Raw genomic sequence first — 25,117 nt, 5'->3', positions numbered from 1 at the left:
GCTGTGCAGGAAGGACGCGCGCCCGGCGCCGCTCCGGTCGGTGAAATTCTGCCCGAGGGTGAAGGCGCCGCCGGTGGTGCGCAGCAGCGCGGCCTCGTCGATGCCGATCTGGTTGTGCAAAGCCTCGATCGCCGGCAGCGTCGCGTGGAGGTCGGCGGGGCCCGCCTCGGACGGCAGCGCGACCGCGGTGATCGCCACCCCCGCGGGCGCGAGCGCGCGGCGCAGCGCCGCCGCCGCGAGCCACAGCGGTGCGTCGCGGCCGAGCAGCGCGATATGCAGCGCGCTCATGCCGCGCTCGCCGCGGCGCCGGGCACCGCGATCCCCGCCGCCGCGCAATAGCCCGCGATGAACTCGGCGTGCGGGGTCATGTCGGCGGCGTTGATCGCGATCCGCTCGGCCAGGTCGTCGAGCCGCGCCTGCAGCTCGGTGTCGGGCTGGCGGTGCGTCAGGAGGTTGGTGGCCGACGGGATCACCCCCTGTCCCTCGAGCACCGAAAGCCAGCTGTCGCGCGAGAAGAGCCCGAGCTTGTAGTCGGGCGCGATCGCGCTTTCGCGGAACAGCGCGATCTTGTGCGCCAGGCTGTCGGGGAGCGCCATATGGCGGACATGGTCCCACAGCGGTTCGCCGATGCGCGCGTTGGCGGTGTAGTGGAGTACCAGGAAGTCGCGCGTGCGGTCGTAATGGATTTCGAACAGCCGGTTGAACTCGGCGACCAGCCGCGGATCGACCTTCTCCCCGCGCCGCGGCATCAGTGCGGCGAGGTCGGTGGTCGCGGCCTGGATCAGGAAGATGCTCGTCGATTCGAGCGGTTCGAGGAAACCGCTCGACAGGCCGATCGCGACGACATTGCCCGCCCAGCCGCTGGCGCGCCGCCCGGCCTGGAAGCGCAGCAGCCGCGGTTCGTCCATCGCCTCGCCGTCGATCGCGCCGAGCAAGGTTTCGCGCGCTTCCTCCTCGCCGCAATAGTGGCTCGAAAAGACATAGCCGTTGCCGGTGCGGTGCTGGAGCGGGATGCGCCAGGTCCAGCCGCCGCGCTGCGCGGTCGAACGCGTATAGGGGGTGAGCGGCGCGACCCCGGTGCAGGGCAGCGCGAGCGCGCGGTCGCACGGCAGCCATTCGCTCCAGTCGATCCATGGCACGCCCATCGTCTGGCCGAGCAGCAGCGAGCGGAAACCCGAGCAATCGACGAACAGGTCGCCCGCGACGACCGCGCCCGATTCGAGCGTCACATGTCCGACGTCGCCGCTTTCGGCGTCGCGCCCGACATCGACGACCTTGCCCTCCATTCGCCTGATGCCGCGCGCGGTCGCCCATGTGCGCAGGAAGCGCGCGTAAAGCCCGGCGTCGAAATGATAGGCATAGGCATAGGTCGAGCGGATCGACTTGGGGTCCTCGTTCGGATGTTCGAAGCCGTTGGCGCGCGCCGCGGCGACCGCAAAGCTGTAATCCTGGAGCGAGCGCGTGTCGGTCCCCGCGAGCCGCGCGCGCGCCCAGGCGTGCTGGAAATCGCTGCCTGCCCAGCGGTCGCCGAAGGTGCCGAAGGGGTGAATATAGCGCTCGCCCGGTGCCTTCCAGCCGACGAACTCGATGCCCAGCTTGAAGCTGCCCATCGTCTCGCGCATGAATTCGGCCTCGTCGATGCCGAGCATGTCGTTGAAGGTCTTGATGTGCGGCAGCGTCGCCTCGCCAACCCCGACGGTGCCGATCTCGTCGCTCTCGACCAGCGTGATGTCGTAATCGGCGGCGGGCAGCAGGCGCGACAGGCCCGCGGCGCACATCCACCCCGCGGTGCCGCCGCCGAGGATCACGATCCGATAGACTTGCTGCCCCGTCATGACCTTTCCGTCACTCCTGCGAAAACGAAGACGCGGCCGCTGTAGCGCGGCCGCGTCCCAGTGGAGGATCAGAATTTCACGCGCGCGCCGAACTGGAAGCGGCGGTCGACGCGGCTCCACGCCGAGTCGAAATATTTCGCCGCCGCGCCCGGGGTCTGCGGCGAGTCGCCGAAGACCTGCTGCTGATAGACCGTCGTCGTGTTGAGCAGGTTGGTGCCGTCGATCGAAAGCTCCAGCCACTTCGTCGGCGAGAAGCGCAGCGACGCGTCGAGGAAGCCCGCGCCCTTCTGGAACACCGGCAAGCCGATGCAACAGTCGAGATTCTGGGTCAGGTAACGCGAGCGCCAATTATAGGCGACCCGCAGCCCGACCGGTCCCTTTTCATAGAGTCCGACGAGGTTGAACGTGTGTTTCGAGATCCCGGCCAGCTGGTGCGAGTCGATGACGAAGCCCGAGCCGCCCAGCGACTGCTGGCCCGCGCCGAACGCCCCCACGTCGCCGCTCGACGAGGCGGTGAACAGGTTCGAGTTGTTGATCCCCGACTGATGCACATAGGTATAGTTGGCCTGCATGCCGAGACCGCTGAGCAGGCCGGGCAGGAAGTCGAAGAAGGTCTGATAGGCGAGTTCGCCGCCCCAGATTTCGCCGCCCTTCCGGACGTTGCTCGGCCCGCTGATCAGCACCGTCTGGGTCGATGCGCCATTGGGCACGTCGCGCGCGAACTGGCCGAAGGAGATCGCATTGGTCAGCTTCTTGTAGAAGATACCGGCGGTCAGCGAGCTGTTCGATCCCATATAGCGTTCGAAGGTCAGGTCGAACTGGTCGGCGCGCAGCGGCTTGAGCGCCGCATTGCCCGAATTGGCGAGGAACACGAAGTTGTAACCCGTGATCGCCCCGGCCGCGTTGCGGACGATATAGGGCGAGTCCGCCGTCGTGTTGATGATCGGCGCATTGATCGCGAGCGTGTTGCGCAGGAAACCGAACTGCGGCCGCGAGATCGCCCGCGAATAGGCGAAGCGGACGAAGGTCTTGTCGTCGAATCCGAAGCGCAGGTTGAGGCTGGGAAGCCAGTCGGTGCGCGTCGTCTTGTACTTGTCCTCGGCCGCGGCGCCATTGGCGAAGGCGATGATGTCGGGCGTCAGGAAGCACCGCGGATTGACGACATTATTGCCGGTCAGGGGCGTGTTGCACGGCACCAGATTGTCGAAGATGTTCGCCGCCGGAAAGGCGACGCTGCCCGTGCTCGCGATCTTGGTGCGCACCACGCGCAGGCCGACATTGCCCTGCAGCGCGACGCTGCCGAGCATCAGCTTGTCGTCGCCCCCGAACTTGACCATCGCATAGGCCGCCTGCGTCTGTTCGCGGACGCGGAACTTTTCGCCGGGCGTGAAGCATTGGTCGACGGTCGCGTCGGGGCGGTCGCAGATCGCGGTATAGCCCCCGCCGATCGGCGAGTTCGTCGTCGCGCCGCTCAGCGAGTCGATCAGGCGCGGAAAATCCCGGAGCGTGTCGCGGTTGAGATAGACCAGCGGCCCGTTGGGATAGGCGCTGCCATTGTAGAAATCGCCGAGGCTCTGCGATTCCCAGATGCCCTCGCCATAGCCCTGGAAGGGCGCATGGCCGGCATTGCCGCCGCAATTGCCCGTATTGGTCGGATAGGCGCCGCCGGCCGTGTTGTCGGCGTTGAAGCCCGGGCCGTTGCAATTCCACGGGGCGGCGATCGGCGTCCAGTTGAACGTCGAATAGCGCACCGTCTGCTTGCGATCGGCGTAGCGCACGCCGACCTTCAGCGAATCGAGCCAGCTGCTGTCGGCGAAATCATATTCGGCGTCGCCGCGCAGCGCGAGTTCGTTGGCGTCATTGTCCTCGACATGGCCCTGGATGAACGGGATCCAGTAATTGTGCGGATTGGCGAGGCCGCCCGCGGCATAATTGACGTTCGACCCGGGGAGCAATGTCACCTGCGGCGTGCCGTCGCCGTTCACGCTGTAATCGTAATTGGCCATCGACCCCGTCGCGACCAATATGTCGTTATTATAGGTCGACGCATCGATATATTGCGCGTCGAGGTCGATATGCAGCCGGTCGCTCGCGTCCCAGCTGATATTGGCCGACAGGTCGCGCGTGCCTTCGCGATGGTCGAAGTTGCGCGCTTCGTTCTGGAAATAGAGCCCGTCGCGCTGCGTCGTGCAGGCGCCGCCCGGCCCCGGGCCGCAATAGTTGACGAAGGGCTGGCCCGGCACCGCCGACCCCGCGTTGATCGCCGCCTGCACGCTCTCGGTCGTACCGCTGAAGCTGCCGTGCGGCTGGGTCAGGATTCCGCCGGTCAGCATGCCATCGGGGCCGAAGGTCAGCCCGCTGCTGCCGACGAGCACCGATCCGGTGCGCGGGTTGTACGCGCGCGTGCCGAAATAATTGCCGTCGAGGATCGCGTGGCTGGCGCGCTCGAGCCAGGCGTTGGTGTAATGCGAGTCGATATACTGGATCGTCGCGCGCAGGCTGCCCGAATTATTCTCATATTGCAGCGCGCCGGCGATGCCGCGCCGCTTGCGGTCGTAATCGACCTGCGAATAGCGGATGCCGTCGGGCGCATAGGCCCAGCCCGTTCCGCCGAAGGGATTGGCGGTGCAGGGAAGGCTGCCGTCGGCGCCGGGGGTGGCGCGTACGACGCCGTCGGCGCCCGTCGTGCCGAAACCGGCCGAGCAATAGGTGTCGATCTTGTCCATGATCACGCTTTCGGTCCGCGTGACGAGATGGCTTTGGGCATAGCTGGCGAGGATGCCAAAGCGGCCGATCGCGGTGTCCCAGGTGTTGCTGATCAGCCCCGAGAATTCGGGCGTCCAGCGCCCCGAGCGATCGCCGTAATTGATCCGGACGGTGCCCGTGACGACGAGCCCCTTCTGGTCGAACGGCACGCGCGTGCGCAGATCGACGGTGCCGGCGATGCCGCCCTCGATCAGGTCCGCGGTCTGGTTCTTGTAGACGTCGATCCCGGCCAGCAGTTCGGGCGCGATATCGTTGAACTGCAGCCCGCGCGCGGCGTCGGCGGAAAAGCTGTCGCGGCCGTTGATTTCGGTGCGGACGTTGGTCAGGCCGCGGATCAGCACGTCGGTCGGCTCGCCCGACGGGTGCGTCGAATCATCGGCCGATTGCAGGCGGTTGACCGTGATGCCCGGGATGCGCTGCAGCGCCTCCGCCGCCGACTTGTCGGGAAAGGCGCCGATGTCGGTGGCGGTCACCGAATCGACCACGGTCAGCGCGTCGCGCTTGCGCCCCGCCGCATCTTCCAGCGCGGCGCGCACGCCGGTGACGACGATTTCGTCATTGGCGCCGACCTCGCCAGCGGGCGGCGTTTCCTGCGCCATCGCCGGCGCGGCGAACAACAGGCCGGCGGCGACCACCGGCAGCGAGGCGCCGCCCAGCAGCATCCGCGCACGAGATTTCGCGATAGTGTCGAGCATCAATGCTCCTCCCCTTTCCCAAATGGCGCCCCATTGCGCGGGGCTTTCTCATTCTGGGCCGTGCGGAGACTCTCCGCTCGACCATTTGCATGATTTTGCGCATTGTTGCACAAATGGCAAGCGCATTTTCCGGCGCCAGGAATGGGATATTTTATCTATGATAATCAATTACATGAGTGGTAATTGACGCGGTTTCTGGATTTTCGGCGGTGCGTGAAGGGGCGCGCCGCATACGTTTGCACACCGATTAATCAATGCAAATATTTGCATTCGATAGGCTAAGTCAGGGCTGCGGACGCGGAATCAGCAGCGCGGCGAGCGCCGCTACGCCGAGCAGCCCCGCCGCAATCGCGAGCGCCATCGCCGGCGCGCCGCCCATCGGCCCGGCGACGAGCGGGCCGAGGCCGATCGCCGCGACGAGCTGCGGGATCACGAGGAAGATATTGTGGATGCCGAGGTACACGCCGACCTTCGCGGGCGGCACCGCGCCGACGATGATCGCATAGGGCAGCGACAGGATCGCCGCCCAGGCGAGCCCGACGCCGACCGCCGCGAGCCACAGCAGTCCGGGGTCGGGGATCAGCACGAAACCCGCCATGCCCGCGGCGCCGCACCACAGGCAGGCGGCATAGGCCCGGCGCTCGCCGATCCGCGCTGACAGCGCGGGCAGCGCGAGCGCACCGAGCGCCGCGACGCCATTATAGGTGGCGAACAGGATGCCGACCCAGTCTGCGGCGGCGTTATAGGCGGGCGACGCGGGGTCGGCCGCGCCGAAATGGCTGCGCGCGATCGCGGGGGTGGCATAGATCCACATCGCGAACAGCGCGAACCAGGTGAAGAATTGCACCACCGCCAGCCGCCGCAGCGCCGCGGGCATGCGCACAAAATCCTCGCCGATCTGGAGCAGGCCGAGCGCCGCGTCGCCGCGCGCGCGGCGACGCCCGGCGGCGAGCTGCGCGAGCCCGATCAGCGCCGTCGCCGCGGCGAGCACGACCACCTCCCATTGCCAGCGGAGCAGCAGCGCGGCGAGCAGCAGCGCGCCGCCGCCGATAGCCGGGGTCCGCCCGCCTGCGCTGAGCCGCGCGATCGGGCCGGTCGCTACGGGGGCAGGGCGCTCGACGGGCGCGGCGCCGCCGGTCGCCGGGCGCTCGCGCGTGAAGGCGACGGTCCACAGCACCGACAGCAGCAGGCACGCGCTGCCGATGTAGAAGGCATGGCGCAGCGCCGGGGGCAGCGCGCCCGGCGCCGCGGTGCCCGGCACGCCGAACCAGTTCACCAGCATCCACGGCAGCGCCGAGGCGAAGACCGCACCGGTGCCGATGAAGAAGACCTGCACCGCATAGCCGCGCGCGCGCTGCGCCGGCGGCAGATTGTCGGCGACCAGCGCGCGCGAGGGATCCATGGTGATGTTGATCGACGCGGTGAGCAGCCACAGCGCCGCGATCGCCGCCCACAGGCTCGTCGCATTGGGCATCACCAGCAGCGCGAGCGCGGTGAGCAATCCTCCGGCGAGCAGGAAGGGGCGTCTCTTGCCGAAGCGCGAGCGCGAATGGTCGCTGAGGTGCCCGACGATCGGCTGGACGATCAGCCCGGTGATCGGCCCCGCGATCCATAGCACGGGCAGCGCGGCGACATCGGCGCCCAGAGCCTGGAAGATGCGGCTGGTGTTCGCGTTCTGCAGCCCCCAGACGATCTGGATGCCGAACAATGCAAAGCACATCGTCCAGATATGCAAATTCGGCGCGCGATATTCGCCAGATTCGGGCGCATCCCCACGTTGCGGCGGGTCAGCGACATGCAAATCTTGCATTCCCTCCCCCTTCCTGTGCTAGGGCTGCCCCCGACGCCGGACACGGATGGCCCTTCATGAGCAGCAACAATACCAGATTGGAAGACTTGGCAAGGCTGGCGGGGGTGTCGATCTCGACCGTCTCGCGCGCGCTCAACGACCATCCGCTGATCAGCGTCGCGACCAAGAAGAAGATCTGGGCGCTCGCGCGCGAACATCATTATCCCTTCCGCAGCCACATGCCCGCGGCGCCGATGGGGGCCGAGGGGTCGATCGTCGTCGTCACCCCGCACATGCACGGCCGCCCGCTGCCGCTGTCGCACCCCTTCTTCCTCGAACTGCTCGCGAGCATCGGCGAGGCGGCGCGCGCGCGCGACTGCGATTTCACTGTCAGCCACACCGCGCCGCGCGACATCGACGACCTCGTCGCGGTGATGACGACCAGCCGCGCCAATGGCGTGATCTTCCTCGGGCAGAGCATGCTCCACGACGGCTTCAACCAGCTCGCCGAGGCGAACAGCAACTTCGTCGTCTGGGGCGCGCATCTGCCGGGGCAGAAATATCGCTCGGTGGGCTCGGACAATGTCCTCGGCGGGCGCCGCGCGACGATGCATCTCGCGCGGCTGGGGCGCAAGGCGATCGCCTTCGTCGGGTCGAGCGATCCCGAGGCGATGCAGCGGCGCCAAGGCTATGTCGAGGCCTTGGAGGCCAACGGGCTTCAGGCCGATCCGGCGCTCGACGTGCGCGTCGATTTCGGCTTCGAATCGGCCGAACGCGCGCTCGGGCAATTGCTCGCGCGCGGGCAGCGCCCCGACGCGATCTTCGCCTCGAGCGATCTCATCGCGCTCGGCGCGATCCGCGCGCTGCGCAAGGCCAATCTTTCGGTGCCCAAGGACGTGTCGGTGGTCGGCTACGACGACATGCTGCTCGCGCGGCTCAGCACGCCGGCGCTGACGACGATCCAGCAGGACACGCTCGAAGCGGGCCGCCGCCTCGTCTCGCAGGTGATGGACGCGCATGCCGAGCAGTTCCTCGACTATCTGCCGACGCACCTCATCGTCCGCGAATCCTGCGGTGCGTAGGAGGGCGGCGGCTCAGACGAGCCGCGTCTCGATCGGCAGCCCGCCCTTCAGCGTCAGCGTGACCGGGGTGCGCTCGGCGATGTCGGCGAGGCGCGCCGCCTGCTCGGCGTCGAGCCCGGCGATCCTGAGCGTGCGGTCGATGCGGCGGTCGGGGTGCTGGCCCGACAGGCGCAGGCCGACCTCGACCGACTCGAGCGGCCATTCTTTCCGGTCGGCATACATGCGCAAGGTGATCGCGGTGCACGCGCCGAGGCTCGCGAGCAGCAGGTCGTAGGGCGCCGGCCCGACCGCGCCGCCGCCGAGCGCGGGCGGCTCATCGGAGACGAGCTTGTGGCCGCCGACGTCGATCTCGGTGCGATAGCGGTCCCTGCCGATGATCGCAGTGCCATGCGCCATGCTCGTCTCTCCTTGCGCGAATCAGGCGGGCACGGTGCGCTGGAGCCATGGAATGAGCAAGGCCTCGACCTCGGCGGCGCGCTCGGCCTGCGTCCAGTGGCCGCAACGCTCAAGCATATGTGCCTCGAGATCGGGGACGACGTCGCGCATCAGCGGGATCGGCTCGGCGGTGCCGAGCACGAGCGCGGGGTCGCTGCTGCCGCCGACGAACAGCGCGGGGCGGCGGATGACGGGATCGAACCGGCCGGCCCAGTCGAAGTCGCGGCCATGATTGCGATAGCGGTTCAGCGCCCCCGCGAAGCCCGTGCGCGCGAAGGTCGCCGCGGCGTGCTCGAAATAGCCGGCATCGAGCCACGGCGGCACGCGGTCGGGGAAGCGCAGCCCCTCGAGCAGCCCTGCGCCATGCGGCTTGTCGTTCGGCCAGTCGCCGGGCGCCGCGTCGCCCGAGATCGTATGATAGAAAGCGCGCAGGAACAGCGCCGGATCGGCCTCGAGCTCGAGCTCGGCGACCCCCGGCTCCTGGAAATAGGCCTGATAGAAAAAGCGCCCCTTGTCGGTGAAGCGCCGCTTGAACATCGCGTCGAAGGGCGCGGCGGCGCGGCCGAGCCACGGGATCGACAGCGCGGCGACCGCGTCGAAGCGGTCGGAGCGCGCCATGATCGCGTTCCAGACGATCGACGCGCCCCAGTCGTGGCCGACCAGCGTGACGGGCCCCTCCGGCGCGAGCGCATCGGCGACCGCGACCAGATCGGCGACGATCGCCTCCATGCGATAGGCCTCGACCGCTTCGGGCCGGTCGCTGTCGCCATAGCCGCGCACGTCGATCGCCGCGGTGCGATAGCCCGCCGCGACCGCGGCGTCGGTCAGCCGCCGCCACGACTGGCGCAGTTCGGGGAAGCCGTGGACGAACAGCACGAGCGGTCCGGCGCCCGCGACGTCGGCGGCGATGCGCACGCCGTCGGGTGCGGTGATGATCGTTGCTGCCTCGCGCATTCCGCCCCGCTTCGCCTGTCGCCTATCGCCAGGCGGTATCGCCCGGAAGGCCGAGGCGCAAGCCGGCCTGCCACGCGGGCGAGGCCGGATCCTTGCGGCGGTCGGCGAGCCTGCCCATCGCCTTGACCATGATCCGGTCGCGGGTGCGAAGGTCGTGCTCGGGCCCGAGTTCGAGACGTTCGCGCACCACGGGCGGCAGCAGCGACACCGCGGCGCGGGCGAGCGCCTTGTGCAGGAAGCGCGGCACCGACGGCGCGGCGCGGCCCGAGCGGATGATATCGAGGAATTCGTCGTTGATCGGATGCGGCTCGAAACGCGGCAGCAGCGCGTCCATCATCGCCAGGAACTCGGCCTCGGACTTGGGTGTGTGCGTCACGCCGTAGAGCTCCGCGACGGGCTGGCCGTCGGCCCAGTAGCGCGCCTGCTCGGCCGCCGACAGCGGGTGCACGAAGCGGTGATAGGCGGTCAGGAAGCCATATTGCGCGGTGGCATAGACCCAGTTGAGCAATTCGGGGTCGAACGCCTTATACGCCTCGCCCTTCGGCGTTTCGCCCGACACCTTCGCATGCATGCGGTTGACCCCGCCGATCACCCGCCGCGCGGCGCTCGCGGGGCCATAGACGCCGACCATCGCCGCCATGCCGGTGCGCTGTGAGCGGCCGATCGGGTCGGTCTTGTAGATCGAATGGTCCCACACCCCCGAGCGGATGCGCGCGTCGGCGAATTCCAGCAGCACCGCCGCGACCCCGCCGACCGCCATCGCGACCGGGTTCTTGAAGATGCGCCACTGCAGCGAATCGGGCGCGAGCAGCGACGCCTCGCCGAGCGGCTTGCCGAAATCGATCGCCATGCCGGGCGGCGTGGTGCTCATGCGGTTCATGCGGCTTCCTCCGGTCGCGATTGACCCTGTCGCCAAAGCTGTTATCAGATGTGATAATTATAGGCAACGGACGAGACGATGGACCTGAACTGGAGCGCCGAGGAAGAGGCTTTCGCCGCGGAAATGCGCGACCTGCTGGCGGGCGCTTTGACCCCCGCGCTGCGTGCGGGGGCGGAGCGCGCGACGAGCGTCTATCCCGACCATCATGTCTCGATGGACTGGCAGGCGCGGCTGCACGCTGCGGGGCTCGCGGCGCCGCACTGGCTGCCCGACCATGGCGGGCGCGACTGGACCCCGGCAGAGTTCTACCTCTACGCCCGCGAACGCGCGCGCGCCGGGGCACCGGCGCTGTCGCCGATGGGCATCCATATGGTCGCGCACGTCATCGCGGCCTTCGGCACCGATGCGCAGAAGGAATATTTCCTGCCGCGCATCCTGACCGGCGAGGTCTTTTTCTGCCAAGGCTATTCAGAACCGGGGGCGGGGTCGGACCTCGCGGCGCTGCAGATGAGCGCGGTGCCCGACGGCGACGACTTCGTCCTCAACGGGTCGAAGATCTGGACGACGCACGCGGGCGAGGCGAACTGGATCTTCTGCCTCGTGCGCACGTCGAAGCACGAGCGGCCGCAGCAGGGGATCACCTTCCTGCTCGTGCCGATGGACCAGTCCGGCGTAACGGTCCGCCCGCTGACGATGATCTCGGGCGAGACGATCCAGGCCGAGGTCTTTTTCGACGACGCGCGCTCGGCGCGGTCGAATGTGATCGGCGAGGTCGATCGCGGCTGGACCGTCGCCAAATATCTGCTCGAATTCGAACGCGGCGGATCGGCGCACGCCCCCGCGCTCGCGATGCGCGTCGACGCGCTGGCGAAAGAGGCGCAGGCGACGATGGAGGGCGACCCGGTCTTTGCCCAGAAGCTGGCGAAGGCGCGCATCCGCGTCGACATATTGGAGATGATCGAGCTCAAACTGCTGTCGGGCGCGGGGCAGGGCGAGAGCGTCGGCGTAATGGCGTCGATGCTCAAGATAATGTCCACCGAGCTCGCGCAGCATATCACCGAGCTCGCCTATGAGGCCGCGGGGCCGGCCGGGCTCGCCTTCCAGCCGCACGCCGCGCTGCCCGGCGCCGAGGTGCCGGTGCATGTGCCGCCCGCCGACGGGCATGTAACCGGCGCGCCATGGCAGGCGATCGCGCCGCTGCGCTATTTCAACGAGCGCGCGGGGTCGATCTACGCGGGGTCGAACGAGATCCAGCGCAATATTTTGGCGAAGGCGGTGCTGGGGCTTTGATCGAATAATCCTCCCTGTCGCGAAGCGATGGGGAGGGGGACCGCTCGCGTAGCGAGTGGTGGAGGGGCAGCGACGGTGAGCCATTGCCCCTCCGTCAGCGCTTCGCGCTGCCACCTCCCCATGGCTTCGCCACAGGGAGGATTAGGAGGCCATCCCCGCCGCATAACGCGCGACATGCAGCGCACCCGTCCCCAGCCGTTGCTCGATCGCGGTCGCGCGCTTGAAATAATGGCCGACGCGCAGCTCCTCGGTCATCCCCATCGCGCCGTGGAGCTGCACTGCCTCCTGCCCGATCTTGCGCAGCGCGTCGCCGATCGTCGCCTTGGCGGCGGCGGTCGCCTGCGCGTCGCCGGGCTTGAGCGCGGCGAGCAAGGCCGCCGCCGAAATCGCCTCGCGCAGCATCAGCATGTCGACCATCCGGTGCTGGAGCGCTTGGAAGCTCGACAGCGTCGCGCCGAACTGCCGGCGCTGTTTGGCGTAGAGCAAGGTATCGTCGAGCAGCACGCGCGCGAGCCCGGCCGCCTCGGCGGCAAGCGCGGCGATCGCCGCGTCGACCGCGGCCTGCAGCGCGGCTTCGCCATGCTGCCCGCGCCCGATCTCGGCGGCGCTGTCGATCCACAGCCCATCGAGGTCGATGTCGGCGGCGGGCATGTCGTCGATCGTCCAATAGGGGTGGAGTCGCCCCTCGAGCGACGCCGCGGGCGCGAGGAAGAGGCGCAGGTCGTCCTCACCGTCGCGCGCGGGGATCACGATATGGTCGGCCTCCGCGGCGAAGGCGACCGCGATCTTGCGCCCCGTCAGCGTCCAGCCGTCGTCGGCGGGTGCCGCGCGCGCGGCGATCGCGCCGATCGCGCCGCGCGTCGCGGGCTCCTCGATCGCGGTGACGACCAGCGCCTCGCCGCGCCCGATCGCGGCGGCGCGTGCCGTCTCGCCGAGCGCCAGCAGCAGCTCGGCGGTCAGGATATGGCAGTCGATATAGGGGGTCACCGCGAGCGCGGCGCCCAGCTCCTCGGCGACGACCATCGCCGCGACGCGCCCGCCGCCAAAGCCGCCGATCTTTGTCGGCAGCGCCGCAGCGCCGATGCCGATACCGCCGTCGGCCGCACGCCACAGCGCCAGCTGCGCCGACGCATCGCGCATCGCGCGGCGTTTTTCGAACGGCAGCTGCTGCGCCAGGAACCGCGCGAGCGTGTCGCGCAGCATGGTCTGGTCGTCGTCATAGTCGAGGTTCATGCCCCGGCTATGCGCGCGGCTCGCTTAATTATCAAGCCTGATAATTCTTCACCAGCCCCGCGAGCAAAGTCTCGACCGTATGCGCGCGGTAGCGCGTATGGAGGTCGTCGTCGGCGTGCGGCTTGCCCTTGAACACGACCTGCAGCGTCAGGCGGTTCGAATAGAGCCCGTCGGCCGCGCCGATGGTGTTGAAATAGAAAAGCTTGGGATCGACCGGGTTGAACTCGCCCGCGGCGATGCCCTCCTCGATCATCCGCGCCTGCGCCCCCGCGATCTTCGACAACAGCTCGTCGCCGATATGCCGCACGCGCTCGGGCTCGGCGTCGCGGACCATATATTGGATCAGCCGGTTGAGATACGGGATGCGGTAATAGGTGTCGACGATGCCCTCGAGGTGGATGCGCATGCGCTCGGTCGGAGTGACGTCGAGGCGGAACAGCGCGTCGAGCTGGTGGATCGCGCGGATCACGTCGCGGTCGAGCAGCGCCGCGAGCATGCCTTCCTTGTCGCCGAAATAATAGCGGATCATGCCGTGGTTGACCCCGGCGCGCGCGGCGATCTCGACGATGCCGATATCGATCTTGTCCTGCTCGCGCATCAGCGCGCTCGCCGCGTCGAGCAGGGCGTCGCGGATCGATCCGCGCGTCCGGCTTTCCGCCTTTTCACTTCGGGTGGCCATTATCGCTCCTCGCGCCCGACAGACCATCATTGACCGGAAAATGCAATTGCCGGTTGCATAATCTATCATGATTGATAATTATCATCACTGATAATAAGCTTCATCAGGGAGAATTGGGATGGCGATTGCGGTGCGTGCAATGGGGCTGGCCGGGCTGGCCGGGGTGGCCTGGGCGGCGATGCTGGCGAGCCAGCCGGTGCTGGCGCAGGAGGTGCCCGCGGCGGCCGGCGCCGAGACCGCCGACGATGGCGTCATCGTCGTGACCGCGCAGCGCCGCGCCGAAAGCATCAACGACGTCGGCATCGCGATCCAGGCCTTTTCGGGCGACACGCTCGAAAATCTGCGCGTCACCTCGACCGAGGATCTGCAGGCGGTGGTGCCCAGCCTCAACGTCTCGCGCGGCTATCAGGGCATCCCCATCTACACGCTGCGCGGGATCGGCTTCAACACGATCAACCTGTCGGCGACCTCGACCGTCGGCACCTATCAGGACGAGGTCGCGCTCGCCTATCCCTTCATGAACAGCGGGCCGGTCTACGACCTCGAGCGCGTCGAGGTGCTCAAGGGGCCGCAGGGCACGCTCTACGGCCGCAACACCACCGGCGGGCTCGTCAATTTCATCAGCGCCAAGCCGAAGTTCGGGGAATTTTCGGGCGGGGTCGCGGTCGATGTCGGCAGCGAAAAGACGCTCAACAGCGAGGGCCATCTCAACATCCCGCTCGGCGACCTCGTCGCGATCCGCGCCGCTTTCCGCACCGAGGACAGCTGGGACGGCTGGCAGAAGAGCATTTCGCGCGACGAGAGCCTGGGCGAGGTGCATCGCTACGGCGGCCGCCTGACGCTGACCGCCGAGCCGGTCGACGGCATGAAGATCGAACTCGGCGGTAATTTCTGGATCAACAAGTCCGACACGCTGGCGGGGCAGGCGGTCGGCTTCACCCCGAACACCGACCCCGCCAACGGCACGATCTTCAGCCTGTTCAACGCGCCGGGCCTCCCTGCTTATGTCGCGGCGAACGGCACCAACTGGGATTCGAACAGCGCCGACTGGGCGCCGCTGTCGCAGCGCGGCCCCAATATCGGGCGCGGCACCGGGATCGACGGGCCGCTGCAGGAGGACAGCGATTTCCTCGGGCTGCGCGGCCTCATCCAGTTCGACCTGACCAGCGATCTCAGCTTCATCTCGCTCACCGGCTACAACCGCGTGAAGCGCGACGCGACCTACGATTGGAGCGGCGCGCCGTACGAAATCCTGATCCAGCGCGCGCAGGGCAAGATCGAGAGCTTCTCGCAGGAATTGCGTTTCCAGGGCTCGACCGGCCCCGCCGAATGGGTCGTCGGCGGCTATTATGCCAAGGATGTCGTCAGCGACACCAACCAGACCCTGCTCGGCCAGAACGCCAATGTCGGCGCGATCCGCGCGCTGATCGTCCAGCTCGGTCTGCTCAATACGCCGTTCAACAGCCCCGGCTATACGCTCGCCGACGTCGCGACCTCGTTCCGCACCTATCGCGATGTCGCCGATTTCGACACCGAGACCTTCAGCCTGTTCGCGAGCGCCGACTGGGAGCTCGCCGATACGCTGAAGCTGACCACCGGGGTGCGCTACACCGAGGACCGGCAGGACTATGAGGGCTGCTCGCGCGACTTCAATGGCTCGATGCTGCCCAACGTCAACCTGTTCAACCGCGCCTTCTTCTTCCAGGTCTATGGCGCCTTCACCGCGCCGATCGCGGCCAACCAGTGCAACACCTTCGACGTCGACACCGGCACCTTCGGCCTCGTCACCTCGACCCTCAAGGAGGATAATGTCGCCTGGCGCGGCGCGCTGACGTGGGAGCCGACGAACGACATCCTCGCCTATGCCTCGGTCAGCCGCGGCTATAAATCGGGGTCGACCCCGGTCAACGCCGCCAACATCGCGACGCAGAATCGGCCGGCGCGGCAGGAGGAGCTCACCGCCTATGAGCTCGGCACCAAGCTCGCGCTCGCCGACCGCAAGGTGAACCTCAATCTCGCCGCCTTCTACTACGACTATCGCGACAAGCAGCTCGCGGTCTATTTCGCCGACCCGATCTACACGACGCTGCTCCGCCTCGACAACATCCCCAAGTCGCGCGCCTACGGCCTCGACGGCGACGTCAGCATCCAGGCGACCGACAGCCTCAACGTGACGCTCGCGGGGACCTGGCTCAAGACCGAGCTGCAGGGCTATGTCGGGATCAACGCCGCGGGGCAGCCGTTCGACTTCGACGGCTTCGCTTTCCCCTACAGCCCCAAATTCTCGGGCGCGGCGACGGTGACCTACGACACGCCGGTCGGGGGCGACCTCGGCATCCGCGCGATTGTGAACGGCCGCTACCAGTCGAAGACCGGCAGCACGATCGAGGATTTCGCGCCGCTGCAGATCAAGGGATACGGCATATTGAACGCCAGCCTCGCGCTCTACCAACAGGACGGGAAATGGGAGGTCTCGCTCTGGGGGAAGAACATCACCGACACCTATTATTGGCAGTCGGCCGCGACCAACGCGAACACCGCGGTGCGCTTCCCCGGGCGTAGCCCGTCCTATGGCCTGAGCGCGAAGTATAGTTTCTGAGTCAATAATCCTCCCTGTGGCGCAGCCATGGGGAGGTGGCAGCGCGAAGCGCTGACGGAGGGGCCATGGCGCGGCGGCCCCTCCACCAACCGCTTCGCGGTCGGTCCCCCTCCCCACCGCTGCGCGGCAGGGAGGATTAAGCGACGCTCGCCAGCGATTCGGTCGAGAAGCGCTGGCGATAGTCGTTCGGCGACAGGCCGGTGATGCGGTGGAAGAGCTTGCGGAAGGCCGCGGCGTCTTCGTAGCCGACGCTCCATGCGATCTGGTCGACGGTACGGCGCGTGAACTCGAGCAGTTCGCGTGCCTTGCCGACGCGCAAATGCTGCGAATATTCGATCGGGGTCATACCCGTCGCGGCCTTGAAGCGGCGCTGGAAGGTGCGCTCCTCCAGCCCCGCCTCGGCGGCGAGCTCGGCGACGCCCGACATCCGGCCCTCCTTCGCCTGCAGCCAATGCTGCGCCTTCAATATCGCCTCATCGCCGTGCGTGAGGCGCGGCGCGAAGCTCGCATAATTTTTCTGCTCGCGGCCGCCGGGGTCGATCAGGAAAAAGCGCGCGGTCTCCATCATCACCGTCGGCCCCAGCAGCCGCTCGACGATGCGCAGGCCCAAATCGGTCCACGCCATCAGCCCGCCCGCGGTGATGATGTCGCCGTCGTCGATCACCATGCGGTCGGACTCCATGCGCACCTCGGGAAAGCGCGCGCGGAATTCGTCGGCGAAGAACCAGTGCGTCGTCGCGGGGCGCCCCGCAAGCAGCCCGGTCGCCGCGAGCGCGAAGGCGCCGCCGCAGGTCGAGGCGAGCGTCGTGCCCTGCGCGTGGCGGTCGAGCAGCCAGCGCGCATAGGGAACGACCTCGTCGGCCTCGAGCAATTTGTGCAGGCTGCCCGGCGCGATCAGATAGGTTGGGGCGGTGGTGCAGGACTCGCCGGGATGGCTGTCGTAACAGCGCGCGAAGCCGCCCGCCTCCTGCAGCCGCCAGTGGCTGACCCGGATCGGCTTGCGTTCGTGCTCGGCGGCGAAGCGGCCGGCGACGTGGAACAGGTCGGTGATGCCACTGACCATGCCCATCTGACAGTCGGGGTAGAGCATCAGCCCGATCTCGGGGAGCGCCGCGGCGGTCGTGTCGGGAACCTTGATTCGGGGCATGGTCGCTCCTTTGTCGCAATCGGCCCGCATAATGTCGTTTCCGCCAATCCCGCGCAAGCCCCTTGCGGCGTAGATGAGGTGGCACAGGGACGGACCACTTTCGCCCCACCGAAAGAAAGGAACCACGACATGACCACGATCACCACCAAGGACGGCACGCACATCTTCTACAAGGACTGGGGTCCGAAGGACGGGCAGCCGATCATCTTCTCGCACGGCTGGCCGCTCAGCGCCGACGCCTGGGACGCGCAGATGGTGTTTTTCGCCAATCAGGGCTTCCGCACCATCGCCCACGACCGCCGCAGCCATGGCCGTTCGGACCAGGTCTGGGAGAACAACAATATGGACCAGTACGCCGACGACCTCGGCGAACTGATCGAACAGCTCGATCTCCGCGACGTGATCCTCGTCGGCCACTCGACCGGCGGCGGCGAAGTCACCCGCTATATCGGCCGCCATGGCACCGACCGGGTCGCCAAGGTCGCGCTGATCGGTGCGGTCCCGCCGCTGATGCTGAAGACCGAAGCCAATCCGGGCGGGCTTCCGCTGGAAGTCTTCGATGGCATCCGCAAGGGCACGTTCGACAACCGCCCGCAGTTCTTCAAGGACCTGACGCTCCCCTTCTACGGCTACAACCGCGAAGGCGCCGTGATCAACGAAGCGGTGCGCGACGAATTCGTGCGGCAGGGGATGAACGGCGGCCTCAAGGGCCTGCTCGACAGCATCCGCGCCTTTTCGGAGAGCGACTTCCACGAAGATCTGAAGCGCTTCGACAAGCCGACGCTCGTCCTCCACGGCGACGACGACCAGATCGTGCCGATCGGCGCCGCAGCGCTGTCGACCGTCAAGATCGTCAAGCAGGCCGTCCTCAAGGTCTATGAGGGCGCCGACCATGGCCTGACGGTCACCCACCAGGACCGGTTCAACGCCGACCTGTTGGACTTCATCAACAGCTGATAGGAAGGCGGCGCGGGCCACGGGGTCCGCGCCCCTCCTGATCCAAGGAGACGTGCCATGATCCTCGGTCTCACCATTCCGCAGTTCACCCTGCTCCACGTCGCGATCAGCTTCGTCGGCATCATCACCGGCCTGATCGCACTCCCCGCCTTCGCGCGCGGGCGCATCCTGCCCCGGCTGACCGGCGTCTTCCTGTGGACGACGTTGCTGACCAGCCTGTCGGGCTTCCTCTTCCCGATCGTCGCCTTCACCCCGGCGCTCGGGGTCGGCATCCTCTCGACGCTGATCCTCGTGCTGAGCTTCTGGGCCTGGTATGTCCGCAAATTGGCGGGGTCGGCGCGGACGATCTATGCGGTGACCGCGACGATCGCGCTGTGGCTCAACCTGTTCGTGCTCGTCGTGCAGAGCTTCCTGAAAGTGCCCGCGCTGAACATGCTGGCGCCCAACGGCAACGAACCGCCGTTCCTGGTCGCGCAGGCGGTGCTGCTCGCGGCGCTGGTCTTCCTCGGCTACCGCGCGGTGAAGGCGAAGGCGGTCGCCTGACCAGATCCTCCCCAACGCTTCGCGATGGGGGAGGATCTTTTTTAGCCTCGAACCTCCCCCGCCACCCGCGTCATCGCGAGCGCCGCCAGCGCCCACGCCGCCGCCGCGAAGGCCATCGTCCAGATCGGCTCGCCGGGGAAAAGGGCTTTCATGACCTGCCCCATCAGCGTCGCGACCAGCAATTGCGGTACGACGATGAAGATGTTGAACAGCCCCATATAGATGCCGAGCTTGGCTTGCGGCAGGTTCGAGGCGAGGATCGCATAGGGCATGGCGAGGATCGACGCCCAGGCGATGCCGATCGCGATCTCGGAGACCAGCAGCGCCTGCGGATCGCGCAACAGGAGGAAGCTCGCGAAGCCCGCGGCACCGGTCAAGAGGCAGATCAGATGCGTGCGCGCCTGCCCGACGCGCTTCGACAGCAGCGGCAGCAGCGTGAGCGCGGCGACCGCGGCGACGCCGTTCTGCACCGCGAACAAGATGCCGACCCAATTGCCGCCCTCCTGATAGGTGGCCGACGCGGTGTCGGTGCTGCCGAACATATATTGTGCCACGACCGGCGTGGTGTTGATCCACATGATGAACAAAGCCGACCAGCTGAAGAATTGCACCAGCGCGAGCTTCTTCATCACCGGGGGCATGCCCGCGAAATCGCCGACGATATGCGCGAGCATATTGTTCTCGCGCCCCGCGCGGGCGAGCGCGATCGCGACCGCGCTGGCGAGGCCATAACCCGCGACCAGCGCGGCGAGCAGGTACATCTCCTTTTCGAGCCCGTACTCGGCGACGAGGGCCGCAATGGCGAGGCCCGCCCCGGCCCAGACCGCGCTGCCGGTATAGCCGCGCGCCGCGAGCAGGCGGAGCGTGTCGGGGCTGTCGGCGACGGTGTCGCTCTCGGCAAAGGCCGCCATTTCCGAGGGCGAATATTCGCGCGTCGTGAGCACGGTCCACAGCACCGAGAGGAAGAAGACGATCCCGCCGGCCCAGAAGCTGTAGCGCACCGTGTCGGGAATCTGCCCCGGCGGCGCGGTGTTGGCGACGCCCAGATGGTCGAGGAGCCAGGGAAAGGACGACCCCGCTACCGCGCCGACCCCGATGAAGAAGGTCTGCACCGCATAGCCCGCGGCGTGCTGGTCGCGGCGCAGCATGTCGCCGACGAAGGCGCGAAACGGCTCCATCGAGACGTTGATCGACGCGTCGAGGACCCAGAGCATCAGCACCGAGAACCAGAGCACCGACGATTCGGGCATGATCAGCAGCGCGAGCGCCGCGAGGATCGCGCCGGCGAGGAAATAGGGCCGGCGGCGCCCGAGCCTGCCGAGCCAGGTGCGGTCGGACATATGCCCGATGACCGGCTGGACGAGCAGCCCGGTGAGCGGCGCGGCCGCCCACAGGATCGGCAATTGTTCGAGCTCGGCGCCGAGCGTCTGGAAGATGCGGCTCATATTCGCATTTTGCAGCGCGAAGCCGATCTGGATGCCGAGGAAGCCGAAACCGATGTTCCACAGGCCGGCAAAATTCTGGCGCGGCTTTTCCATATGCTCTCCCCGGGACGCCGGCTGGTGCGGCGCTTGCGGGCAGAGGATTGCCGGGTTGGGCGGGGCAGGGCAAGCGCGGCGGGGTGGGTATACGAATGCGCAGGAGGATTCAGTACGCCTGCTCTCCACCCTCTAAACCGCCGCCCAGCCGGTCCATCACTCGTAGCTGAGGTGCGTCGCCTTTCCGCGGAAGATCCAGTGCGCCAGCACCGAATAGCCCAGGATCACCGGCAGCACGAACAACGCGCCGATCAGGATGATGCTGAGCGATTCGGGGCTGGCCGCCGCCTGCCAGATGTCGAGCCGGTCGGCGATCAGATAGGGGTAGAAGCTGTATGCGATCCCGACGAACCCCAGCGCGAAGAGGATGCCCGCGGTCGCCAGCGGCACCCACGACAGCGCGTCCTTCTCGCGCAGGGGCCGCCGCAGGAAGATCGCGAGGCCGACGAACAAGGTCGCCGAGGCGATCGGGATCGGCAGCAGCGCGATGATCTCGGGCAGGCGGAACCAGCGTTCGAAGATGCGCTCCGACAAGAGCGGCGTCGCGACCGAGATGATCGCCATCGCCAGCGCGGTCGCCCACAAGGTCCATTCGGCCCAGCGCACCGCGCGCTTCTGCAATTCGCCCTCGACCTTGTAGACCAGCCAGCACGCGCCGACGAACAAATAGCCCGCGACCAGGCCCAATGCGGCGAGCAGGCAGAACAGCACCGAGGTGAAGCTCTGGTCGAACCCGAGCACATAGGCGCCGAGCATATAGCCCTGGCAAAGCGCGGTGATCAGCGAGCCGGTGAAAAAGGCCGCGTCCCAGCGATGCTTCTGCTCGGGCGGCGCCTTGGCACGGAATTCGAAGCTCACCCCGCGCAGGATCAGTGCGACGAGCATCAGCGCGACGGGCAGGTAGAGCTGGGTCAGGATGAGCCCGTGCGCGACCGGAAAGGCGACGAGCAGCAGCCCGATGCCGAGCACCAGCCAGGTCTCGTTGGCGTCCCAGAAGGGGCCGATCGACGCGACCATCAGGTCACGGTTCTCGTCCTTTTCGAGCCGCGTCAGCATGCCGACGCCGAGGTCGTAGCCGTCGAGGATGACGTAGAGCAGGATCGACAGTCCCATCAGCCCCGCGAAGATCACGGGCAGCCACCAGGGATCGATGAAGGGGGTCATGGCTTGGCTCCCTCTTCGAGCGGCTCGGCGGGCCCCGCCGCGACGCCGGGCAGCGGGAACATCGGCTTTGCCTCGGGCGCCGCCTTGCCGAGCCGCGCGAGCCGGTAGAGCACCGCGATGTACGCCGCGAGCAGCACGACATAGACCGCGAGATAGAGCGTCAGCGAGCTTGCCACCATCGTCGACCCCACCGGCCCCACCGCATCGGCGGTCCTGAGCACCCCGGTGACCAGCCACGGCTGGCGCCCGATCTCGGTCACATACCAGCCCGCGAGCGTCGCGGCCCAGCCCGCGAAGGTCATCGCAACGAGTATGCGCGCGAGCCAGCGCGGCAGCTGGTCGACCCCGCGGCGGCGGATGTGCCACGCCGCATACCAGGACACGGCGAGCATCAGCGCCCCGATCCCGACCATGATCCGGAACCCCCAGAACAAGGGCGTGACGGGGGGGTGATTGCCCTGATAATCGTTGAGCCCCGGCACGACCCCCGCGGCCTCATGCTTCAGGATCAGGCTCGCGCCCGACGGGACGGCGACTTCCAGATGGTTGGTGCGCGCTTTCTCGTCGGGGATCGCGAAGAGGATCAGCGGCGTGTGCGGCTGCGTCTCCCAATTGGCCTCCATCGCCGCGACCTTCTGCGGCTGGTGCTCGAGCGTGTTGAGCCCGTGCATGTCGCCGACGAAAATCTGCACCGGGATCAGCAGCGCCGCCGCGTAGACCGCGGCTTTCAGCGTGCGTCTGACGCCTTCGCCGCCGCCGTCCTTCAGCCAGCGCCACGCCGACATGCCCGCGATCAGGAAGGCGACGGTCAGCGCCGAGGCGAGCAGCATATGCGTGAGGCGGTACGGCATCGAGGGGTTGAAGACGATCGCCCACCAGTCGGTCGCATGCACCACGCCGTCGCGGATCTCGTACCCCGTCGGCGTCTGCATCCAGCTGTTGAGCACGATGATCCAGAAGGCCGACAGCGTCGTGCCCCCCGCGACGAGGCAGGTCGCGAGCGTGTGCACCCAATTGGGCACGCGGCTGAAGCCGAAGAGCATGATCCCCAGGAACACCGCCTCGAGGAAGAAGGCGGTCAGCACCTCATAAGCGAGCAGCGGTCCCGCGACATTGCCGACCTTTTCCATATAGCCCGGCCAGTTGGTGCCGAACTGGAAGCTCATCGTGATCCCCGACACCACGCCCATCGCGAAGCTCAGCGCGAAGACCTTCACCCACAGGCGATAGGCGTCCATCCATGCGACGTCGCCGGTGCGGTTGTACGCGAGCTTGAAGCCGAGCAGCGCCCAGCCAAGCGCGATGGTGATCGTCGGAAACAATATGTGGAAGCTGATGTTCGCCGCGAACTGGATGCGCGCGAGGATCAGCGGATCAAGAGCGTCCATCGTCCGGTTCCTCCGTCCGGCCTTTCCCGCGGCCGAGCATGCGGTCCTTGAACTCGAGCGCTTTTACCACACGCTCGCCCAGCCGCAAAAGCTGGAGCAGCCGTTCGGTATCGAGCCGCTCCATCTCGGCATACCAGTCGGTGAGCAGCTCGATCTGCTCGTGCATCGCCGCGATGCGCTCCTGCGCGAAGCGGTCGCCGGCGTCGGTCGCGGGCTCCATCAGCAAGGTTCGCAGCGTCGTCAGCGTCGGGTCGATCTCGCGCTTCTTGCGCTCTTCGACGAGGGTGCGGAAGATCGCCCACACGTCGCGCGGCGTCGCATAATAGTCGCGCCGGTCGCCGGGCAGATGCTTCAACTGGACGAGGTTCCAGCTCGCGAGTTCCTTGAGCCCCATCGACACGCTGCCGCGCGACAGCGACAATGCCTCGGCGATCTGTTCGGCGTGGCGCGGTCCGTCGGCGAGGAACAGCATCGCATAGATCTGCCCGACGGTGCGGTTGATCCCCCAGCGACTCCCCATCTCGCCGAAATGCAGGACGAACGCCTGCGCTAGCGGGGAGAGCCGGAACGGCGGCGATGGAGAGTCGGGGGTGGGGGATGGTTCCACGCCGACTCGTATAGCAGAGAGTTTCTGAAGTTTCAATAATTATTGAAACTTCATGCAATGGCTGTCTTGGGGTGGTGAGCGGACTTTCCTAATCCTCCCCGCGGCGAAGCCGTGGGGAGGGGGACCACCCGCAGGGTGGTGGAGGGGTCGACGCCATAAACGTCGGCTCGAGGCCGCCACCCCTCCACCATGCTTCGCATGGTCCCCCTCCCCATCGCTTCGCGACAGGGAGGATTAAAAGGGCAGCTTCCGCCCGAAACGAGCCAAACCCCAAAATCAATGCACGCAGAGGCGCAGAGACCGCAGAGGCGATGGCCCCTCATCTCTGCGCCCTCTGCGCCTCTGCGCGAAATGGACACCCCGCGCCCAAAAAACCACCGCCCCACAAAATAGGCTCACCCCGCCCAAAAAACCGCTTTCCTAAAATGTACCCATATGGTTCATTTTGTCAGTTTCACCTTACCAGAAGGAGCGACTCGATGGAAAACCTCGACAATCCGATCCCCAACCCCGCCGACATTCCCGCGCCCGGCAGCTACCACTGGACCCCCGCACTCCAGCGCAGCTTCCTGGAAAGTCTCGCCGCCACCGGCTCGGTGATCAGCGCCGCCGCGATGGTCTGCATGTCGCCCTCGGCCGCCTATCAGTTCAAGCAGCGCCCCGAGGGCGCGGCGTTCCGCATCGGCTGGGCCGCGGCGGTGCTGATCGCGCGCGACCGGCTCGCCGACCAGCTGCTTGAGCGCGCGATCTGGGGTTATGAGGAGACGAGCGAGGTCGACCCCGACGACCACCGCCGCTTCACGCGCCGCCGCCGCCACGACGGCCGCCTCGGCCTCGCGATGCTCGCGCGGCTCGACCGCATGGTAGAAACGCGTGCGAAAGCCGGCGAGGCGATGCTCGCGCAGATCGTCGCCGGCGACTGGTCCGCTTTCCTCGCGCTGTTCGATCTCGATTTTCCGCAGGGCGAGGAAGACGACGCCCCCTCCGGGCTCGGCGCCGCGCTCGCCTGCTGGCTCGCGGGCCGCGACAACCGTGCGAACCCGCTCGCTTCGCTCTGGCAAAACACCCCGATCGCGAATGAAGTTGCGCAGTTTTCCGCCGATCCCGATATCGCGCCGCCGCCGCCCGCAACCCCCGAGGAAGAGGCCGAAGCGATGACCGTCTGGCACGACGAGGAAAGGAACGAGCTGCGCACCAACTTCCCGCCCGCGGACGACTTCATCGGCGACGAGGAGGGCCAGTTCGGCGACCGCGACTACGAACGCACCCTCGATGCCGACGAGACCGCGGCCTATGAGGACGCCTATAACGAAGAACTCGCCCCCCTCCGCGCCGCGGGCGAAGCCGCCCGCCGCGCCTTCTTCGGCTTCCCCGAACCCGCGAACGACCGCGAGGCCGGGGAAGAACAAGGTTCGCGCAAAGACGCAAAGACGCAAAAGGGGTGAGGCCGGAGGGCCGCTTTCGGGCGATGCGGACCTCCTAATCCTCCCTGTCGCGCAGCGATGGGGAGGGGGACCATGCGAAGCGTGGTGGAGG

General features: G+C 67.3%; 20 protein-coding genes. 6 read left to right on the top strand and 14 right to left on the bottom strand.

Features of this window, described 5'->3' with window-relative positions; genetic code table 11:
* The 4 genes from ATE62_RS20780 to ATE62_RS20765 form a co-directional block, all read right to left on the bottom strand.
* A partial coding sequence (locus ATE62_RS20780; RefSeq protein ID WP_197412027.1) for a tryptophan 7-halogenase occupies positions 1–288 on the bottom strand: 288 nt, incomplete at its 3' end.
* On the bottom strand, positions 285–1,835 hold the full coding sequence (locus tag ATE62_RS20775; RefSeq protein WP_058807555.1) for a tryptophan halogenase family protein: 1,551 nt from the start codon (positions 1,833–1,835) through the stop codon (positions 285–287). The genes ATE62_RS20775 and ATE62_RS20780, both read right to left, overlap by 4 nt.
* Before the next feature lie 68 nt (positions 1,836–1,903).
* The gene (locus ATE62_RS20770; protein WP_058807554.1) at positions 1,904–5,296 is read right to left on the bottom strand and encodes a TonB-dependent receptor; all 3,393 of its coding nucleotides are present in this window, start codon (positions 5,294–5,296) and stop codon (positions 1,904–1,906) included.
* A gap of 283 nt (positions 5,297–5,579) precedes the next feature.
* Positions 5,580–7,016: an MFS transporter gene (locus tag ATE62_RS20765; protein ID WP_058807581.1), complete on the bottom strand. Its 1,437-nt coding sequence runs from the start codon at positions 7,014–7,016 to the stop codon at positions 5,580–5,582.
* Between the two features lie 146 nt (positions 7,017–7,162).
* Here ATE62_RS20765 and ATE62_RS20760 point away from each other — a divergent pair, with 146 nt between their 5' ends.
* Positions 7,163–8,167 (top strand): LacI family DNA-binding transcriptional regulator, encoded by a 1,005-nt coding sequence (locus ATE62_RS20760; RefSeq protein ID WP_058807553.1) that lies wholly within the window; start codon positions 7,163–7,165, stop codon positions 8,165–8,167.
* Positions 8,168–8,179: 12 nt separating this feature from the next.
* On the opposite strand, the gene ATE62_RS20755 is transcribed toward ATE62_RS20760, so the two are convergent.
* From ATE62_RS20755 to ATE62_RS20745, 3 genes are read right to left on the bottom strand one after another with little or no spacing between them, the layout of a single operon-like run.
* The gene (locus ATE62_RS20755; protein ID WP_058807552.1) at positions 8,180–8,563 is read right to left on the bottom strand and encodes an OsmC family protein; all 384 of its coding nucleotides are present in this window, start codon (positions 8,561–8,563) and stop codon (positions 8,180–8,182) included.
* A gap of 21 nt (positions 8,564–8,584) precedes the next feature.
* Positions 8,585–9,556 (bottom strand): alpha/beta hydrolase, encoded by a 972-nt coding sequence (locus tag ATE62_RS20750; protein ID WP_058807551.1) that lies wholly within the window; start codon positions 9,554–9,556, stop codon positions 8,585–8,587.
* 22 nt (positions 9,557–9,578) lie between these two features.
* A complete protein-coding gene (locus ATE62_RS20745; RefSeq protein ID WP_231736354.1) occupies positions 9,579–10,436 on the bottom strand; it encodes an oxygenase MpaB family protein in 858 nt (285 codons plus the stop codon).
* A gap of 78 nt (positions 10,437–10,514) precedes the next feature.
* Between ATE62_RS20745 and ATE62_RS20740 the strand changes: the two genes are divergently transcribed.
* Positions 10,515–11,726: an acyl-CoA dehydrogenase family protein gene (locus tag ATE62_RS20740; protein WP_058807550.1), complete on the top strand. Its 1,212-nt coding sequence runs from the start codon at positions 10,515–10,517 to the stop codon at positions 11,724–11,726.
* A gap of 141 nt (positions 11,727–11,867) precedes the next feature.
* On the opposite strand, the gene ATE62_RS20735 is transcribed toward ATE62_RS20740, so the two are convergent.
* On the bottom strand, positions 11,868–12,959 hold the full coding sequence (locus tag ATE62_RS20735) for an acyl-CoA dehydrogenase family protein (RefSeq protein ID WP_058807549.1): 1,092 nt from the start codon (positions 12,957–12,959) through the stop codon (positions 11,868–11,870).
* A gap of 31 nt (positions 12,960–12,990) precedes the next feature.
* Complete coding sequence (locus ATE62_RS20730) at positions 12,991–13,638, bottom strand: TetR family transcriptional regulator (RefSeq protein WP_058807548.1); 648 nt, start codon at positions 13,636–13,638, stop codon at positions 12,991–12,993.
* A gap of 118 nt (positions 13,639–13,756) precedes the next feature.
* Between ATE62_RS20730 and ATE62_RS20725 the strand changes: the two genes are divergently transcribed.
* The gene (locus ATE62_RS20725; RefSeq protein ID WP_058807547.1) at positions 13,757–16,237 is read left to right on the top strand and encodes a TonB-dependent receptor; all 2,481 of its coding nucleotides are present in this window, start codon (positions 13,757–13,759) and stop codon (positions 16,235–16,237) included.
* Between the two features lie 136 nt (positions 16,238–16,373).
* On the opposite strand, the gene ATE62_RS20720 is transcribed toward ATE62_RS20725, so the two are convergent.
* A complete protein-coding gene (locus ATE62_RS20720; protein ID WP_058807546.1) occupies positions 16,374–17,384 on the bottom strand; it encodes a GlxA family transcriptional regulator in 1,011 nt (336 codons plus the stop codon).
* 129 nt (positions 17,385–17,513) lie between these two features.
* Here ATE62_RS20720 and ATE62_RS20715 point away from each other — a divergent pair, with 129 nt between their 5' ends.
* Both ATE62_RS20715 and ATE62_RS20710 read left to right on the top strand, forming a co-directional pair.
* Positions 17,514–18,341, top strand: a complete 828-nt coding sequence (locus tag ATE62_RS20715; RefSeq protein WP_058807545.1) for an alpha/beta fold hydrolase — start codon at positions 17,514–17,516, stop codon at positions 18,339–18,341.
* 57 nt (positions 18,342–18,398) lie between these two features.
* On the top strand, positions 18,399–18,884 hold the full coding sequence (locus ATE62_RS20710) for a hypothetical protein (protein ID WP_058807544.1): 486 nt from the start codon (positions 18,399–18,401) through the stop codon (positions 18,882–18,884).
* A 41-nt stretch (positions 18,885–18,925) separates the two neighbouring features.
* Here the strand turns inward: ATE62_RS20710 and ATE62_RS20705 are convergent, their stop codons facing one another.
* From ATE62_RS20705 to ATE62_RS20690, 4 genes are all read right to left on the bottom strand, one after another.
* A complete protein-coding gene (locus ATE62_RS20705; protein WP_058807543.1) occupies positions 18,926–20,422 on the bottom strand; it encodes an MFS transporter in 1,497 nt (498 codons plus the stop codon).
* A 156-nt stretch (positions 20,423–20,578) separates the two neighbouring features.
* On the bottom strand, positions 20,579–21,586 hold the full coding sequence (locus ATE62_RS20700; protein WP_058807542.1) for a cytochrome d ubiquinol oxidase subunit II: 1,008 nt from the start codon (positions 21,584–21,586) through the stop codon (positions 20,579–20,581).
* Positions 21,583–22,974: a cytochrome ubiquinol oxidase subunit I gene (locus ATE62_RS20695; protein WP_058807541.1), complete on the bottom strand. Its 1,392-nt coding sequence runs from the start codon at positions 22,972–22,974 to the stop codon at positions 21,583–21,585. Before ATE62_RS20695 ends, ATE62_RS20700 begins: the two co-directional genes overlap by 4 nt.
* Positions 22,961–23,581 (bottom strand): GbsR/MarR family transcriptional regulator, encoded by a 621-nt coding sequence (locus tag ATE62_RS20690; protein WP_231736353.1) that lies wholly within the window; start codon positions 23,579–23,581, stop codon positions 22,961–22,963. Before ATE62_RS20690 ends, ATE62_RS20695 begins: the two co-directional genes overlap by 14 nt.
* A 479-nt stretch (positions 23,582–24,060) precedes the next feature.
* Between ATE62_RS20690 and ATE62_RS20685 the strand changes: the two genes are divergently transcribed.
* Positions 24,061–25,026 carry a hypothetical protein gene (locus tag ATE62_RS20685; protein WP_058807539.1) on the top strand — a complete coding sequence of 322 codons (966 nt, stop codon included), beginning with the start codon at positions 24,061–24,063 and terminating at the stop codon, positions 25,024–25,026.
* Positions 25,027–25,117 lie beyond the last annotated feature (91 nt).

It is taken from the genome of Sphingopyxis sp. HIX (assembly GCF_001468285.1).
Classification (GTDB): domain Bacteria; phylum Pseudomonadota; class Alphaproteobacteria; order Sphingomonadales; family Sphingomonadaceae; genus Sphingopyxis.
Note: the sequence above shows the minus strand (reverse complement) of the source record. Positions and strands in the feature narration are given on the sequence as shown.

Bases quoted from the DNA above. Each gene is read 5' to 3' on its own strand.
- ATE62_RS20685 (WP_058807539.1), top strand. From the start codon at position 24,061: ATGGAAAACCTCGACAATCCGATCCCCAACCCCGCCGACATTCCCGCG.
- ATE62_RS20695 (WP_058807541.1), bottom strand. From the start codon at position 22,974: ATGGACGCTCTTGATCCGCTGATCCTCGCGCGCATCCAGTTCGCGGCG.
- ATE62_RS20700 (WP_058807542.1), bottom strand. From the start codon at position 21,586: ATGACCCCCTTCATCGATCCCTGGTGGCTGCCCGTGATCTTCGCGGGG.
- ATE62_RS20715 (WP_058807545.1), top strand. From the start codon at position 17,514: ATGACCACGATCACCACCAAGGACGGCACGCACATCTTCTACAAGGAC.
- ATE62_RS20755 (WP_058807552.1), bottom strand. From the start codon at position 8,563: ATGGCGCATGGCACTGCGATCATCGGCAGGGACCGCTATCGCACCGAG.
- ATE62_RS20770 (WP_058807554.1), bottom strand. From the start codon at position 5,296: ATGCTCGACACTATCGCGAAATCTCGTGCGCGGATGCTGCTGGGCGGC.
- ATE62_RS20745 (WP_231736354.1), bottom strand. From the start codon at position 10,436: ATGAACCGCATGAGCACCACGCCGCCCGGCATGGCGATCGATTTCGGC.
- ATE62_RS20750 (WP_058807551.1), bottom strand. From the start codon at position 9,556: ATGCGCGAGGCAGCAACGATCATCACCGCACCCGACGGCGTGCGCATC.
- ATE62_RS20740 (WP_058807550.1), top strand. From the start codon at position 10,515: ATGGACCTGAACTGGAGCGCCGAGGAAGAGGCTTTCGCCGCGGAAATG.
- ATE62_RS20735 (WP_058807549.1), bottom strand. From the start codon at position 12,959: ATGAACCTCGACTATGACGACGACCAGACCATGCTGCGCGACACGCTC.
- ATE62_RS20765 (WP_058807581.1), bottom strand. From the start codon at position 7,016: ATGTGCTTTGCATTGTTCGGCATCCAGATCGTCTGGGGGCTGCAGAAC.
- ATE62_RS20705 (WP_058807543.1), bottom strand. From the start codon at position 20,422: ATGGAAAAGCCGCGCCAGAATTTTGCCGGCCTGTGGAACATCGGTTTC.
- ATE62_RS20710 (WP_058807544.1), top strand. From the start codon at position 18,399: ATGATCCTCGGTCTCACCATTCCGCAGTTCACCCTGCTCCACGTCGCG.
- ATE62_RS20725 (WP_058807547.1), top strand. From the start codon at position 13,757: ATGGCGATTGCGGTGCGTGCAATGGGGCTGGCCGGGCTGGCCGGGGTG.
- ATE62_RS20720 (WP_058807546.1), bottom strand. From the start codon at position 17,384: ATGCCCCGAATCAAGGTTCCCGACACGACCGCCGCGGCGCTCCCCGAG.
- ATE62_RS20760 (WP_058807553.1), top strand. From the start codon at position 7,163: ATGAGCAGCAACAATACCAGATTGGAAGACTTGGCAAGGCTGGCGGGG.
- ATE62_RS20775 (WP_058807555.1), bottom strand. From the start codon at position 1,835: ATGACGGGGCAGCAAGTCTATCGGATCGTGATCCTCGGCGGCGGCACC.
- ATE62_RS20730 (WP_058807548.1), bottom strand. From the start codon at position 13,638: ATGGCCACCCGAAGTGAAAAGGCGGAAAGCCGGACGCGCGGATCGATC.